The organism is Clostridium transplantifaecale (genome assembly GCF_900626075.1).
Lineage (GTDB): Bacteria > Bacillota > Clostridia > Lachnospirales > Lachnospiraceae > Otoolea > Otoolea transplantifaecalis.
In genome coordinates this window covers 1,090,870-1,107,353 of sequence record NZ_UYZY01000001.1, presented here as the reverse complement: position 1 = coordinate 1,107,353, position 16,484 = coordinate 1,090,870, and the positions used below count along the sequence as shown (strand labels likewise).

The 16,484-nt window shown below is 50.7% G+C and carries 10 protein-coding genes and 1 other annotated feature; of the genes, 7 read left to right on the top strand and 3 right to left on the bottom strand.

Annotation, left to right across the window (positions count from 1 at the left end):
* Positions 1 to 101 precede the first annotated feature (101 nt).
* From EJL91_RS04720 to EJL91_RS04710, 3 genes are all read left to right on the top strand, one after another.
* On the top strand, positions 102 to 1,172 hold the full coding sequence (locus EJL91_RS04720) for a Bug family tripartite tricarboxylate transporter substrate binding protein (RefSeq protein WP_243125224.1): 1,071 nt from the start codon (positions 102 to 104) through the stop codon (positions 1,170 to 1,172).
* Between the two features lie 169 nt (positions 1,173 to 1,341).
* A complete protein-coding gene (locus tag EJL91_RS04715) occupies positions 1,342 to 1,806 on the top strand; it encodes a tripartite tricarboxylate transporter TctB family protein (protein ID WP_125140779.1) in 465 nt (154 codons plus the stop codon).
* Between the two features lie 15 nt (positions 1,807 to 1,821).
* Positions 1,822 to 3,297, top strand: a complete 1,476-nt coding sequence (locus tag EJL91_RS04710; RefSeq protein ID WP_125140778.1) for a tripartite tricarboxylate transporter permease — start codon at positions 1,822 to 1,824, stop codon at positions 3,295 to 3,297.
* Between the two features lie 75 nt (positions 3,298 to 3,372).
* Here the strand turns inward: EJL91_RS04710 and EJL91_RS04705 are convergent, their stop codons facing one another.
* The gene (locus tag EJL91_RS04705; RefSeq protein WP_125140777.1) at positions 3,373 to 4,305 is read right to left on the bottom strand and encodes a LysR family transcriptional regulator; all 933 of its coding nucleotides are present in this window, start codon (positions 4,303 to 4,305) and stop codon (positions 3,373 to 3,375) included.
* Between the two features lie 157 nt (positions 4,306 to 4,462).
* Here EJL91_RS04705 and citF point away from each other — a divergent pair, with 157 nt between their 5' ends.
* Positions 4,463 to 6,013, top strand: a complete 1,551-nt coding sequence (gene citF, locus EJL91_RS04700; RefSeq protein WP_125140776.1) for a citrate lyase subunit alpha — start codon at positions 4,463 to 4,465, stop codon at positions 6,011 to 6,013.
* Positions 6,014 to 6,048: 35 nt separating this feature from the next.
* Positions 6,049 to 8,385, top strand: coding sequence for a hydratase (locus EJL91_RS04695; protein WP_341466947.1), 2,337 nt, complete (start codon positions 6,049 to 6,051; stop codon positions 8,383 to 8,385).
* Between the two features lie 212 nt (positions 8,386 to 8,597).
* Here EJL91_RS04695 and EJL91_RS04690 read toward each other — a convergent pair whose 3' ends face one another.
* The gene (locus EJL91_RS04690; protein ID WP_125140775.1) at positions 8,598 to 9,959 is read right to left on the bottom strand and encodes a hypothetical protein; all 1,362 of its coding nucleotides are present in this window, start codon (positions 9,957 to 9,959) and stop codon (positions 8,598 to 8,600) included.
* A 1,110-nt stretch (positions 9,960 to 11,069) separates the two neighbouring features.
* Positions 11,070 to 12,191: an IS110 family RNA-guided transposase gene (locus EJL91_RS04685; RefSeq protein WP_125140774.1), complete on the bottom strand. Its 1,122-nt coding sequence runs from the start codon at positions 12,189 to 12,191 to the stop codon at positions 11,070 to 11,072.
* 183 nt (positions 12,192 to 12,374) lie between these two features.
* Positions 12,375 to 12,604: a binding site (T-box leader), on the top strand.
* 182 nt (positions 12,605 to 12,786) lie between these two features.
* Here EJL91_RS04685 and pheS point away from each other — a divergent pair.
* The gene (gene pheS, locus EJL91_RS04675; RefSeq protein WP_125140773.1) at positions 12,787 to 13,806 is read left to right on the top strand and encodes a phenylalanine--tRNA ligase subunit alpha; all 1,020 of its coding nucleotides are present in this window, start codon (positions 12,787 to 12,789) and stop codon (positions 13,804 to 13,806) included.
* 38 nt (positions 13,807 to 13,844) lie between these two features.
* Positions 13,845 to 16,265, top strand: coding sequence for a phenylalanine--tRNA ligase subunit beta (pheT, locus tag EJL91_RS04670; protein WP_125140772.1), 2,421 nt, complete (start codon positions 13,845 to 13,847; stop codon positions 16,263 to 16,265).
* The last annotated feature ends 219 nt before the right edge of the window (positions 16,266 to 16,484 follow it).

Here is a 16,484-nt window from a genome sequence, read left to right as displayed (position 1 = left end):
TTCAAATTCAGAATTATCTGATAAAATGAAACCATTAAAAAGGACGGAAGAAGTGGGGAAGACGTCCGATAAAAAAGAATCAAAAAACAGGAGGAGTACCTATGAAAAAAAGAGTGATGGCACTGACAATGGCAGCAATGATGGCAGTTACGGCTACGGGCTGCAGTTCGGGCGGGGTAAAGGGAACGGAAAGCGGTTCAAAAGCCGAAGAGAAGGAAGCGGCGGCCCCAGCAGAGGAAAACAGCAAGGCGGAGGAAGGGGAGAGCGCCTGGCCTCAGGGAGAGACACTGACGATAGTTGTTCCGTTTAAGGCGGGAGGAAGCGCCGATTTGATGGTCAGGGGAATTCTTCCTTACTGGGAGGAGACGGCAGGTTGCACCTTCGTCGTTGAGAACCGGGAGGGCGCGTCCACCATGGTCGGTTCGGTTTACTACCAGACGCTTCCGGCGGACGGCACAAATATCTACTGCGGAACCCAGACATACTTAAGCGGCAACCAGGTTTTACAGGGGGCTACCTACGATATCTCGGATTTTGACCTGATTAATATGCAGCAGATCGATCCGACCACGATAACGGTGCTCGACACCTCACCTTATAATACGATCGAAGATCTGGTCAAGGCGATTCAGGACAACCCCGGGAAAATTAAAGTGGGCCTCACGGCAGGCGGAGCCGGTTCCATCCTGCTCGGCATCCTGACTGAGGCGTTTAACCTGGATTACAAGACAATTTATTACGACAGCGGCAATGATTTCCGTACGGCTTTAATGGGCGGCCATGTGGACTTCATCACGGGTTCCGCCAACGGCGATATGGGACTGGGCGATCAGGCAAAAGTGCTTGCCGTCTGCGGTTCCGACAGAAACGCTATCTGGCCCGAGACCCCAAGCTTTGATGAAGTGTATCCGGATCTGAAGATCCCCGGCTCCCTCGGTTCCTGCCGTCTCTTTGCAGTCCAGAAGGGGGTAAAAGAAAACTACCCGGAGCGTTACCAGACGCTTATAGATACCTATAAAGAGGCGTTCGAGAATCCGGAATACCAGAAGTTCTTAGAGTCCAGCGGCGAGCTTGCCGTATCGGCGTTCCGCGGACCGGAAGAGAGCAATAAACTGAATCTTCAGCTTCATGAACTCGTCGTACAGTACCAGGACTGGCTGAAAGAGGAATAAGACAGAACGCATAGAAAAAGATTATTCCATGTGAGTATAAAACAAGAAAACTGCTGCCCGGTATCCCGCATCTTCGGATATCGGGCAGAACAGACAGCGGGAAAACCGCGGTCTCAGGAGGGGAAGCGGCGGGCCGTCGGGCTGCCGCAGTACGGAAGGAGGATAAAAAATGGGTTCGCTTATAAAAAGACTGGCGATTCCTGCCATTGTATTACTCTGGTCGGCAACCTATTTTATCGAGGTTGCGGGATACAGCAAAAAGAACCAGTACCTGATTAAACCGGTTTTTATCGTGATGGTGATTCTGTTTGCAGTAAATACGTTCACCGATATCAGGGAGTGGAAGAGGGAGCGGGAAGAAAATAAAGGGGCGCTGCAGATATCACAGGAGGAGAAACAGGTCCTGTTCAAATCATTCCTCGTGGTGGTTTCCATGGCGGTTTACGTGATCGTCATGCCTCATCTGGGATTTATCATTACCACTGCGGTTCTGCTGGCGGTTCTGTTACTGATTATGCAGGTCAAAAAGCCGCTGCCTTACATTTTGCTGCCGCTTATCGTCACCGGGATTTTATATGCGGTATTTAAGATCGGGCTGCATATTCCGCTGCCGGCGGGATTTCTGGGATTTTAAGGGAGGAGGAACAGGATGCAACATTTCATAGAAGGATTTTCGGTTATTTTTCAAATGCAGTACCTCCTCTACATGTTCGGAGGAGTGGCGATTGGGCTGGTGCTCGGCTGCCTTCCGGGCCTGACGGGAAGTATGGGAATTGCGCTGATGCTGCCCTTTACATACAAGATGCCGCCGCTGACGGCTCTCGTCTTCCTGCTTTCAATCTACACGGGAGGATTATTTGGCGGGGCCGTTACGGCCGTTATGATTAACACGCCGGGTTCGACGGCCAATATGGTGACCATGCTGGACGGTTATCCGATGAACCAGAGAGGAGAAGGCGGAAAAGCGCTGGGAATTGCCCTGATGAGTTCCGTAATCGGAGGCCTGATCGGCTGCGTCTTCCTGCTGTTCGCCACAAAACCTCTGGCTACGCTGTCCCTGAAATTCGGACCGGCGGAGATGTTTATGGTGGCGATTTTTGGTTTGAGCTGTGTGGGCAGCCTTGCAAAAAATACGCTGAAGAGCGTATATGCAGGTCTCTTCGGAATTCTTCTAGGCACAATCGGGATGAGTTCCCTTGGAACGATAAGGGGAACCTACGGCAATATGTTCCTGATGGACGGCATTCCGATGGTTCCGGCCCTGATTGGATTTCTGGCAATGCCGGAGATCATTAATCTGGCGGGAAAAAAGATGATGACGGACGAGAACGGAAACCATTCCACCGGATTCAGGGCGGTTATCTCAGGCTTTAAAGAGGTGCTGAAAAGACCCGTGCAGGCGGTGCTCTGCTCCCTTCTCGGCGTGATTATCGGAATCATGCCGGCAGCAGGAGCGGCAGTGGCCGGTATGATGGGATACAACCAGTCGAAGCAGTGGTGCAAACGGGGGGATCAGTTCGGAACGGGAATCCCGGAAGGCGTAATCGCCTGTGAGACGGCCAACAATGCATCCGAGGGCGGAGCCCTTGCAACTCTGTTTGTGCTCGGCATTCCCGGCTCAGCCTCCACTGCCATGATGCTCGGGGCGCTGGTGCTTCAGGGATGGAATCCGGGCCCAAAACTTTTTATCGACCACGAGGATGTCATCTATATGGCGTTTTCTTCCCTGTTTATCCAGCAGTTCGTCATGCTGATTCTGGGACTGGTGCTCTGTGCTTTTGCCGCATACATTGTAAAGGTGCCGACAAAATATCTGGTTCCCTGCATTCTGGTGCTGACGCTTCTGGGTGCATTTTCCAACAGAAATACCCTGTTCGATGCCGGGCTGATGCTGCTGTTCGGGGTAATTGGCTGGGCAATGAAAAAAGCAGAATTTCCCATTATGCCTCTGATACTGGGACTTCTGCTTGGTAAAACCGCCGACAATGAGCTGCTTCGGACCATTGAATCCTACGACAGCTTCTGGGAGATATTTACAAGGCCGATCGTACTGATACTGGCGATAGCCAGCATTGCCTGCGTATTCGGCCCCATGTTTGCGAAAAAAAGAAAAGCCCGGGCATAGCGGCGCATGACGGTTCCGGTTCAATTGGATGGGTCCCGGTTCAATTGGACGGCATGAAACACGGGCGGCGCGGCTCTAGGAAAACTTGCCTCCGGGAGCCAGCAGCCTGGAAGCCATCTCCACGAAAGCCATCGTTGCTTTAGAGCGGTAGGTGTTGGGCGGGAACGCAAAGACCAGCTTGCGGTGGAGGCCCTCCCTGCCGATAGACAGATAGGAGAGCTTATAACTGCCGTTGTAAATGGGGTGGATATAGGAACCTGCCATGAATGCCAGACCAAGACCCTGTTCGGCCAGGCGGATGCTGGTTTCAGGATTCTGGGTCTTCTGGATGACATGAGGTTTACAGCCGTATTTGTCAAACTGGCTCTCCGCCAGAGTGAAAAGCCGCTGGCCTTTTGAGAGAAGGATGAAAGGCTCATGCATCACATCCTCAAACTCCACATAGGTGCGCCCCGTCTCTGCGTCATATTTCGCCAGTTCCAGGACGTGGGAATCCCGGTTAACCGCCAGATATACCTCCTCCTCATAGGCGTCCTCGGTGGGTAACTTCTTGTTGATGAGGGGATAGGTCAGCAGGGCGACATCGATAATGCCGCGCAGAAGATGATCTTCCAGTGTCTGGGTGTTGGCTTCCACCGTATGGATTGTAATCTGCGGATACCTGGCGTAAAAGGCCGGAAGGATATCGGGCAGTACAAAGGAACCGCGAAACGGCGTAAGTCCGAGGGCCACCTTGCCGGTGGAAAGGTTAGCGATGTCCCAGAGTTCATTCTGTAAATTATTGCCGATGGCAACAATCTGGTGGGCGGCTTCCAGGACGCGTTCACCGGCTTCGGTGGGGCGCATTCCGGTGGAAGTGCGGACAAAGAGGGAGCAGCCAATGGAGGCTTCATAGCTTTTGAGAAACTGGCTTAATGAGGACTGGCTTACAAAAAGCTTTTCGGCGGCTTTCGACAGGCTGCCCTCCTCGGCGATTGTTAAAATGTTGGTTAATTCCCGGAATTCCATATGAATTCGGCCTCCTTACTGCTGAAAAAAGAAATTAGTCAATATGCACAAAAGATGTAATAAAATGTCGAATAATATATACAGATAAATCATATAGTGTTTGACTCTGCAAGTCAAGAACAAAAAAATGGAAAAAAATGGAAGGAAATAGACGGCCATGATCAATCGAGTGGGGAGAGAAATCCCGGATGAAATATTAGAGCGGTATGGTAAAGAGGGGTATCAGGGCCCCGGTTACCGCGACGGGGCAGGATATAAAAAAGCGGCTCCGGCGGTCAGAAGCAATATGCAGGGAGGAAAGAAGCTTCTGCCCTCCCTGGAGGATGCCCTTAGAAAATGCGGCATCAAAGACGGCATGGTTCTTTCTTTCCACCACCATTTCCGTGATGGAGATTACGTGGTTAACATGGTGATGGAGACCGTGGCGGCTATGGGAATAAAAGATTTAACCATCTGCGCCAGTTCCCTGGGGGCGGCCCATGACCCGGTTGCAAAGCTGATTGAGGACGGCGTGGTGACCGGTATCCAGTCCTCCGGAGTGCGGGGGAAAATCGGGGAGGCTATCTCGGGAGGCAAATTGAAAAACCCGGCTATTATCCGTTCCCACGGAGGGAGGGTGAGGGCAATTGAAGAAGGGGACGTACATATCGATATTGCGTTTATCGGCGCCTCCACCAGTGATGAGTACGGAAATGCCAGGGGAGTGGGCGGCAAAAGCAACTGCGGCGTCCTGTCATACTCCATGGCGGATGCAAAGTACGCGGACCGGGTGGTGGTCGTCACGGACTGTCTCGTCGGCTTTCCCAACCTTCCCGCCAGCATTTCGCAGGTGGATGTGGACTACGTGGTGCAGGTGGAGGAGATCGGAAACCCGGATAAGATTGTCAGCAATGTGGTGCGGATGACGAGTGACGTCAGGGAACTGAAAATGGCGGAATACTGTGCGAAAGTAATCGCGGAGGCTCCGTTTTTCAAGGACGGTTTTTCGTTTCAGACCGGAGGAGGAGGAGCGGCGCTGGCGGTAAACAGGATGCTCAAACCTTATCTGGAAGAAAAAAGTATCAAAATGGGTTTTGCCATCGGCGGAATCACAGAACCCATGTGCGAACTGCTGAAAGAGGGATTTGTACGGACCATTGTGGACGCCCAGTGTTTTGACGCCGCCTCGGTTGAGTCCGTTGAAAAGGATCCGGGCCATTTTGAGATTTCCACATCCGAGTATGCCAATCCGATGAATAAGGGGGCTTACGTAAACAGGCTGGACTATGTAGTGCTGGGAGCGTTGGAAATCGACACCGATTTCAATGTCAATGTGGTGACGGGCTCCGACGGAATTGTCAGGGGAGCGCCGGGCGGTCATCCTGATACGGCGGCCGGTTCCAACTGTTCGATTATTGTCGCCCCCCTTCTGCGCAGCCGCATCCCGACCGTCTGTGACCGGGTGGTAACGGTGACGACTCCGGGTGAGGTGATAGATGTTCTTGTAACGGATTACGGCATTGCCGTTAACCCTCGCAGGCAGGATTTACTGAGCGCATTCAAAGAGGCGGGGCTGCCGTTAAAAACAATCGTGGAGCTTCGGGATATCGCCTATTCGATTGTCGGAAAGCCGGAGGAACTGGAATTTGAGGAGCGGGTGGTAGGAATTGTGGAGAGCCGTGACGGAACGATTCTGGATGTAATCAGGCAGACGAAAAAAGAAGGATAATGATCTGGGCGGAACGGGAAAAGAAGTGAATCGTTATGATTAGGGACAACAAGGTGGAATTTGCGATGAGAAAAGAATATGACGGCGTCTATCTTGTAGACGGTGAAAAAATTGTATGTGATAAAGATAGGGAATTCCTGACCGCCGGAGGCCGGTTTTCAGAACAGGAGCTTAACGCGGCGGTTCAGGGAACCATGGCGTGGTCCATACTGAAAGCGCATAATACGTCTTCTGATATGGGAAACCTGAAGCTCAAATTTGATGCGCTGGTCAGCCACGATATGACTTATATGGGAGTGCTGCAGACGGCAATTGCCTGCGGCGTGGAGGAATTTCCAATTCCTTTTGTCCTGACCAACTGCCACAATAGCTTGTGTACAATGGGCGGGACACTGAATGAGGATGACCATCTCTTTGGGATGGGAGCGGTGAAAAAGTACGGCGGAATCATGGTTCCGGCCCATCAGGCGGTTCTTCACCAGTATATCAGGGAGCAGTTCGCCGGGGGCGGAAAGATGATTCTGGGGGCGGACAGCCATACCAGGTACGGCGCTCTCGGAACCATGGCTATCGGCGAGGGGGCCGGAGAGCTTGTAAAACAGCTTCTGCTGAGAACCTATGATATCGTACGGCCTCCGGTTGTCCTCGTGTATATGAAAGGGACGCCGGCGCCGGGAGTGGGGCCGCAGGATGTGGCTCTCGATATTATCAGGAACGTGTTTGACGAGGGTTTTGTGAAAAACAGGATTATGGAATTTGCAGGCCCGGGAATTGCAAACCTCAGTGTGGATTTCAGAAATGGGATCGATGTGATGACGACGGAATCCTCCTGCGTCTCCACAATCTGGCAGACGGATGACAGCGTCAGGGAGTGGCTTAAGATCCACGGACGCGAAAGCGGTTATAAGCCAATCAGGCCCGCAGGACTGGCTCGTTATGACTATCTTCTGGAAGTGGACCTGGGAAAAATCAGGCCGATGATCGCCCTTCCTTTCCATCCGAGCAATGCCTATACGATCGAAGAGCTGAATGAGAATACGGAGGATATCCTAAATCTGACCGAGAAAAGATGTAACGAACAGATGAAAGAGTTCGGCCTGAAGATGGATTTGAGAAGCAAGATAGAGAACGGCCGTCTGAGAGTCGATCAGGGAGTGATTGCAGGCTGTGCGGGAGGAATCTTTGAAAACATCAGCAAGGCGGCGGATATTCTGAAGGGGAGCTCCATTGGAAATGATGTGTTCCAGTTAAATATTTACCCGGCCAGCCAGCCCGTGTTCCAGGAAGTGGTGGAAAAGGGGATTGCTTCAACGCTTCTGGAGGCAGGGGCAAACTTACGTTCCGCTTTCTGCGGGCCCTGTTTCGGGGCGGGGGATGTGCCGTTTAACGGGGGCTTCTCCATACGCCATACGACCAGGAACTTTTCAAACCGCGAGGGCTCCAGGCCGAAGAGCGGACAGCTGGCGTCGGTTGCCCTGATGGATGCGCTGAGCATCGCCGCAACCGCCGGTAATAAAGGATTTCTGACACCGGCAACGGAGTGGGACGGAACGTATACAAAGTACAACTATTATTTTAATCCCAAGCTGTACGAGAACCGGGTGCTCGACTGCTTCGGAAAGGCGGACCGGAGCGTGGAGCTTAAAAAGGGGCCGAATATCAAGGACATTCCTGTGATTCCGGCGCTGAACGACGATTTGCTTTTAAAGGTTTCGGCCGTTCTTGACGATCCCGTGACGACAACCGATGAACTGATTCCGGGAGGGGAGAGTTCCTCTTACCGCTCAAACCTTTTAAAACTGGCGGAGTACGCCCTCTCAGCCAGGGAACCGCAGTACGTGGGACGCTGCAAAGCGGTGAAAAAATGGGAAGATGCGCTGATGGAGGGAGCCGCCCCCTTTGAGACGGACAGGGAGCTGAGGGAAGCCGCGGCCTGCCTGACCGCAAATGGCCTGCCGTTTAACGCAGGAAGGACCTGCATCGGAAGCGTGCTCTGTTCCCAAAAGCCGGGTGACGGTTCGGCCAGGGAGTACGCGGCAACCTGCCAGCGCGTGATTGGCGGCTGGGCTAACATCTGCCGCGAATATGCGACGAAGAGATACCGTTCCAATCTGATTAACTGGGGGATTCTGCCCTTTACCTGCGCGGGCGGGTCGGAATTTGAGACGGGATGTTTTATCTGGATTCCCGGCATCAGGCAGCTGCTTGAGTCGAAGGAGAGCGAAACGGAAGCTTATGTGCTCCCGGAAGACAGGTCGCAGAGTCCGCATAAAATTACGCTGTCCTTAGGGTATCTAAGCAAAACGGAGCGCAAGATCCTGCGTGAGGGCTGCCTGATTAATTTTTACAGGCAGGAAGAATGTGAATCATGATAAGGCTCTGAGAAGTAACGGAATGAAGCAGTGGAACTGAAGTAACAGAACTGAAGTAACGGAGCCGAGGTAACTGGATTGAAATAATGGGGCTGAAGTAATAGTACCGGCAAGCAGAAGAGGCTCCGGATGCCTGTATTGGCATCTGTGAGCCTCTTTTATGCTGTCTGCATAGATAAAGTATTATGTCTGACGGCCAGTGCAGCCGCCGTTTAAGACGGATTTAAATTAAAATTCACCCGGTAGATGTTCACGGGGCGTCCCTTGATTCCATTTCTTTTCTGGCCGCAAACGGAGGCGTAACCGCCCTTTTCCAGATTGGATAAAAATTTATTGGCGCTGCGCAGGGAAACGCCCAGACTATTAATCAAATCCTGGGAAGTGATCTCTTCCGTATTCAGGGAAAGAAGGACTTCCGCGATACGGACTACTGTTTCGGAGGAAAGTTTTACCTTGTCGGCAATCTCAGAGACGATGTCGGCACTGATTTTAAAGAGAGAACCCGACCCGGAGGAACCGCCGGCCGAGAGGAAAGTCAGGGACTCATTCTGATCCAGCAGAAAACTGCCCATGCTGTCCTTCATCATATTCCGTCCGAAGTGGCTGGCATTGATGGCATTTAAGCGGGCCTGATAGATATTGTCTCCGATGCCGTAGCCGACCGAGCCGTGAAAATCCATTGACTTTAACAAGAAGGTGAACAGAGGACAGCTGTGGAACCCGTCTGTGAGCAGGTTCATGGTTTCATAGTCCATATAGAGTTCCATCGCATCGTAGCTGGATTTAAAAATTGCCTTATTTAAATGCTGCTGGTTAAACTGCAGCACCGTGCTCATCAACTGATGGCGGAACTGCTCATAATTGTCCCGGTATAATTCTCTGGCATTATCGGTATTAATATGGATAACCGCGGACCGGTTCTTATTAAATTTCTTGATGAAAATGCTCTTTTTCAACTCCTCTATGCTGTTCCAGAAAGCCCATTCGCCGCGGTAAACGTAATAGCAGCTGATATCCTTATCTCTCAGGCGTTCCAGTACGCTGTAATAATAGGTGATGATGATATCCAGCTTGCCTTCCTGATACTGTTTCACATAGAAATCCTGGACGCGCAGTTCCTCCTGTTCAATCTCGTCCACCGTCTGTAGGCTGGTCCAGCGTTTCTCATAGGTGTAGGCGGCCTGGGCGAATTTTTCCTCACGTATCAATTCTTCCAATGTCTTTTCATCGTCCAGGAAATCCATCCCGACGCGGGAGAGGTTGACATTCTCGATGCCGGCCGTGACAATATGATGAAGCAGGGCCTGATACACATTTTCCACATTAACGGAAGAATGGGCGATGATGGCGTCCCTGCTCTGTTCACCGATTATTTTAATAGCCTGCAGCGGAATCAGGCCGCTGACGTAAAATCCATCATATTGATCTTTGATAGAAAGAAAAACATCCTGGATTTCCTGAATCGTAGTATAAGGAAAGAAGTCAAAAACGACGTCGTCCGGTTTGTTCGGCATGTAGCTGTTGATTTTTTCTCTGAAATGTTCTTTCAGGATCAGAGCAATTTTAAAGACCATTTTTTCTCCTTTGTTTAAGAGCTTTTTATACTATAAATATAGCAGATGGCCGGAAAGAACACAAGCGGGGGATTTGGGAAATGAGAACGCCGCCGGGACGGTCGGGGGTCGGGATGGTGAGAGGGAGGCTGTGAGTCTTCAGTCCCGGTACAGGTTGTCGCTGGTGGGGAATCCAGGAGAAAAAATTCCTACGGGGACTCGCTCCCGCTTATGGAGCGCACAGCGGATGCTAAGACGTCAAAGAACGCCGTCTAAGCACCGGCGGGCTCCAAGGTCCCCTTCGGAAAGTTTTCTCCTTCCTTCCCCGGGCAGGTTGTCGATGGGACTGAAGACTCCGGGAAGGTTTTCGCCATCCGCTCCCGGCCTGCGGCCGCTAATTTGTTCTATTTCTTTGTGGAATGGAATATAGTCTCGGCCACCAGGTTCCTTTCGATGCCGTCTGAGATTACGTCAAACTGTATAGGCATCACATCCAGATAGTGGCCGCGACAATACCCTCCCCCTTACTTGACGAAAAAGACAATTAGCTTCTGAAGCTGACGGACGGGGCAGAACTTTCCCTGAGTCTTCAGTCCCGCCGACAACCTTCCTTCCCCCTCACCACACCCTACCAACCGGGACTGAAGACCCATCCAACAATCCCACCACCCCGTCCGCCATCTTACAGACGCGTCCTCGCATCTCAACTGATATGTAATGACTTTTGTCAAGTGTAAATTGCGGAACATCACCACAAACTTTTATTTTTTGTTTCTGAAGACATCTGGAAAGAGCTTCGGAGTGTCAGTTCCCGGCATTGGCCACTCTGATATACGTGGATTGGTTACCTACAGGTCAATGGTCCGCCGTGGGCTCTACCGTCTAAATGCGTGGATCACTGATATTTGTGCCAACATAGTTGAGGCGTAGATAGCCCAAACCTTGAAATGGCCGAAACCCTTTCAAGATGTCTTCAGTTGTTACTTTGGATTGTGGCCAGATGTATGTGGCACTGGCCAGCTTACATCGGCTTGTTTACCCGCTACAGTAGCGGGCGGTTACTGTCAGGGCCCTGACGCCGCAGGCGGTGCGCAGCAGCCTTGACCGGAGCCGCACGGTGCTGTACCCGCATCAGGCTATGTGATTTGTCATCATTCCCCACATGAAACAGGCCAGTTCCCTTGCGATTGCTGTTTTTGCTACATTGCTGCGCTTGTTCTGTCCAAGCACCATTTTATAATAGCGCCGCCTTAGACGTTCATTGGCTTTGTCTGCGTATGCAATCAACTGTGGTGTATTTCCACTCTGGCGGGCTTTTAATTCCCTGGACTTGTATCCGATTTGCCCACGGCTATAACTCTGCGCCGCTTCAACCAGCAACCGACGCACGTGGGTGTTCCCCGCCTTGGTGATGCCAAGCCTCTGGCGTCCGTCCCCGCTGGAATCTTCGCCTGGTACCAGCCCCAGGTACGATGCAAACCGGTCTGCTGTCGCAAACCGCTTGAAATCTCCAACCTCCACTATGACAGACAAGGCGGTCTGGGTTTTGACGCCAAGTAAACAGGTAAGCTTTTTGACATCTTCCCCATTTTCCTCCCTGGACCCAAGCTCCTCAATACGCTGTTCAAGACGTTCCAGTTTATTGCTGAGATGATCGAAGGTCAACAGATATTCGTCGAGAATCTCCTTGTACAGGCCATCCGGGGTCAAGGCCCTGAGCCATTTGATATGGGTTTGAGTCCAGTGGCTGCCGCCTCTCTCATAGCGATAATTATGGCGCAAACAGAATGCCAGGATCTGCTGCTTTATCTTTTTAAGCGCCAGCTTGTGGTCGGTTCGCATCCGGAGATATTCCTTGGTTTCTTCATCCTGCTCTGTGGGGATATGGACCGGGCTGTAATTATGCTGGGCCAGGCAGCGGCCAATCAGGGCAGCGTCGCGTTTGTCTGTTTTGATTTTTTTCTTCCCACGCTGCTGTAACATGGTAGTCGGAGCGAGGATTACGCAGTTAACATGATGTTCCGTTAACTGATGGTATAAAGTGAAGCCGAGACAGCCAGCCTCATAACCGCATATGAAATACGCATCCTTTCCGTAAATGGTACGTAGAAACTCGAGATATTTTAGGACTTGTTTGTAATCCGATTCGACTTTCTGGGCATGGGACGCTTTGTCTTCTTCGATTGTGAAGCTGCAAAGTGAAAAACTTTCCTTATGAACATCCATTCCTACGTAAACTGTGTTATAATTCATTTGATGACCTCCATTTGTATGCGGTAATCCCTGTTACCTTTGTTCTTAACAAACTTTAGTATACAGGTAAATCCACGAATTTACAAACTGGGGGTCATTACTTATTGTCTAAATATGGACATTACTACTTGACAAATCAAAGGTATGTGCTAAAATATAACCTAAGTTTATAGATTTTCAATAAAAAAGGCTGCGAAAGTGTCAGTAGAATCTTATTTTCCATCAGAGAGAAGGAATCATCGGCTGAAAGTTCCTTCAGGTTCAGATAAGAGTTTGAATTTCCCACCGGAGCTGCACGGCTGAACGGATAGTATGTAGTAAGCTGTGACGGGTCATGCACGTTACGCATATGATGAGAGCCTGCCATGGCAGGAAACAGGGTGGTACCGCGAGCTTAACGCTTCGTCCCTTCGTATTTGCGAGGAGATGCAGCGTTTTTTTTATACCATAAGAAAGTTCCTATGGTATAAAAAGCCCTCCGGGCAGGATGCACACTCGCGCGAAGATGTAATATGCCGCTAAGCGGCCGCGTTCGGCGCGAGAGTCCGGAAAGGCGGACTCTTATTTGTTTATTATACCGTAAAAAGGAGTTAATATGAGAGAGCAGTTAGAAAAAATCAAAGAGGAAGCATTAAAACAGATTGAAGCTTCCGATGCGCTGGAAAAGTTAAATGATATCCGCGTTGCTTATCTTGGAAAAAAAGGTGAGCTGACAAGCGTGCTGAAGAGCATGAAGGAAGTTTCCCCGGAGGAGCGTCCGAAGGTAGGACAGATGGTCAATGACGCCAGAGCCTTAATTGAGGCAAAGCTGGAGGAGACAAAGACCGTCCTGGCAAGAAAAGCCAGGGAAGAGCAGATGAAACGTGAAGTGATCGACGTAACGCTGCCTGCCAAGAAGAGTAATGTAGGCCACAGCCATCCCAATACCATTGCCCTGGAGGAAGTGGAGCGTATCTTCGTGGGTATGGGTTATGAGGTAGTGGAAGGCCCGGAAGTGGAATACGACTTATATAACTTTGAAAAACTGAACATTCCTGCAAACCATCCGGCAAAAGATGAGCAGGATACCTTCTATATTAATAAGGATATCGTACTCAGAACTCAGACTTCACCGGTCCAGGTCCGCTCCATGGAGCAGGGTAAACTGCCGATCCGTATGATCGCGCCGGGACGTGTATTCCGTTCCGATGAGGTGGATGCAACGCATTCCCCGTCCTTCCATCAGATTGAGGGACTTGTCATTGACAGGAACATCACATTTGCCGATTTAAAGGGAACGCTGGCGGAGTTTGCCAAAGAGCTGTTTGGGCCGGAGACAAAGGTAAAGTTCCGTCCTCACCATTTCCCGTTCACGGAGCCTAGCGCCGAGGTGGATGTAACCTGTTTCAAGTGCGGAGGTTCCGGCTGCCGTTTCTGTAAGGGTTCCGGCTGGATTGAGATTCTGGGCTGCGGCATGGTTCATCCTCACGTCCTGGAGATGAGCGGCATTGATTCCGAGGAATACTCCGGTTTTGCGTTCGGTGTGGGCCTGGAGCGTATTGCCCTGCTGAAGTATGAAATCGATGACATGAGACTTTTATATGAAAATGACATCCGTTTCCTGAAACAGTTTTAAAAAATAAGCGAATCGATGATAGAGTAGAGGAGATAGACATGAATACAGCATTATCCTGGATTAAGGCATATGTTCCGGATTTGGAAGTGACGGATCAGGAATATACCGACGCCATGACCATGAGCGGAACAAAAGTGGAAGGCTATGAGCGCCTAGACAAAAATCTGGAAAAAATCGTGGTTGGCCAGATTACAAAGATTGAACGTCACCCTGACGCGGATAAACTGATTATCTGCCAGGTTAACGTCGGAGAGGAATCCGTTCAGATCGTTACAGGCGCCCCGAATGTAAAGGAAGGCGACAAGGTTCCGGTTGTGCTGGACGGCGGACGTGTGGCCGGAGGCCATGACGGCGGTCCGCTTCCGGAAGAGGGAATCAAGATTAAAAAAGGAAAGCTCCGGGGAATCGAGTCCTGCGGCATGATGTGTTCCATCGAAGAACTGGGTTCCAGCCGTGAAATGTACCCGGATGCCCCCGAATCGGGAATTTATATCCTCCCGGAGGATTCCGAGGTGGGTGCGGACGCAGTGGAAGTCCTCGGGCTCCGTGACGTGGTATTTGAGTACGAGATCACATCCAACCGTGTGGACTGCTACAGCGTAATCGGCATTGCCAGGGAAGCGGCAGCCACATTCAATAAAGAATTCAAAGCGCCGGTGATCAGGGAATCCGGAAACGGTGAGGACATCCATGATTACCTTGAGGTATCCGTGGAGGATGGGGAACTCTGCCCGAGATACTGTGCGAGAATGGTAAAAAATATTAAGATTGCCCCGTCACCGGTATGGATGCAGCGCCGTCTTGCCGCCAGCGGCATACGTCCGATTAACAACATTGTCGATATCACAAACTACGTGATGGAAGAGTACGGACAGCCGATGCACGCCTTTGATTACGACCAGATTGGCGGACATAAGATTATCGTGAAATGTGCAAAGGACGGAGACGTATTCCAGACCCTGGACGGCCAGGACAGGAAACTGGACAGCCGTGTCCTTATGATCAACGACGCCGAGAAGGCGGTTGGCATCGCAGGCATCATGGGCGGTGAGAACTCCAAGATCACCGACGATGTAAAAACCATGGTATTCGAGGCTGCATGTTTCGACGGAACGAATATCCGTCTTTCCTCCAAGAGAATCGGCCTCAGGACCGACGCATCCGGAAAATTTGAAAAGGGGCTTGATCCCAACACTGCAAAGACTGCAATCGACCGCGCCTGCCAGTTAATCGAAGAGCTGGGCGCAGGTGAGGTAGTGGGAGGAATGATCGACGTATATCCGGTGAAAAAAGAAGGCAACAGAGTAAAATTTGATCCCGATAAGATTAACAGGCTTCTGGGAACCGATATCAGCCCGGAGACCATGATTGAGTATTTCAAACGGGTGGAGCTGGAATTTGATAAAGAGACTCAGGAAGTGATTGTACCAAGCTGGAGACAGGATGTCCACCGCATGGCGGATCTGGCCGAGGAGGTTGCCCGTTTCTACGGTTATGATGTGGTTCCGACGTCGCTCCCAACCGGTGAAGCGACGACAGGAAAACTTTCCTTCAAGCTGAGAGTGGAGGAAGTGGCCAGGGAGATCGCAGAGTTCTCCGGTTTCAGCCAGAGCATGACCTACTCATTTGAGAGCCCGAAGGTATTTGATAAGCTTCTGCTTCCGGCAGACAGTGGATACAGGCAGGCTATCACCATTTCCAATCCGCTGGGTGAGGATTTCAGCATTATGAGGACACTTCCGTTAAATGGAATGCTCTCCTCCCTGGCCACCAACTATAACAGAAGAAATAAAGATGTCCGCTTATACGAGCTGGCTACCATATACCTGCCGAAAGCGCTTCCTCTGACAGAGCTTCCCGACGAACGCCAGCAGTTCATCCTGGGAATGTACGGCAACGGGGATTTCTATACAATGAAGGGCGTGGTTGAGGAATTCTTCGACAAAATTGAGATGAAGAAAAAACCGCACTACAATCCGGAGGCAGGCAAACCCTTCCTTCATCCTGGACGTCAGGCGGAAATCATTTACAACGGAACCGTAGTCGGATATCTGGGTGAGATTCATCCCGACGCGGCGGACAACTACAAACTGGGTGAAAAAACCTATGTGGCCGTCATTGATATGCCGTCGATTCTTCCCTATGCATCCTTTGATCACAAATACACCGGAATTGCCAAATACCCGGCGGTGACAAGAGATATCAGCATGGTAATGAAGAAAGAGATCCTGGCAGGCCAGGTAGAGGAAATCATCGAGCAGAGAGGCGGAAAGATTCTGGAAAGCTACAATCTTTTCGATATCTATGAGGGAAGCCAGATTACGGCAGGATTCAAATCCATAGCCTACTCCATCACCTTCAGGGCACAGGATCACACCCTGGAAGATAAAGAAGTAAATACGGTAATGAATAAGATTCTAAATGGTCTTCAGGGACTTGGAATCGAACTCAGAAGTTAACAAAACCGGAATGCGCCCGGCCACTGCTGAATATCAGCTCTGGCCGGGCGTTCTTTTGCTGTGAGAAGATTTTTTATGATGCAGGAATGGTTCCGAATTTTCCATCCCGGCAGCTTTGCGCGGATGAAGAGAGGATAAAAGAAAGGCAATAAAAGAAAAGACAATAAGATGGTATTGTATATACAAAACAGAAAATAAGGAAGATGTTGGAGAGAAAAA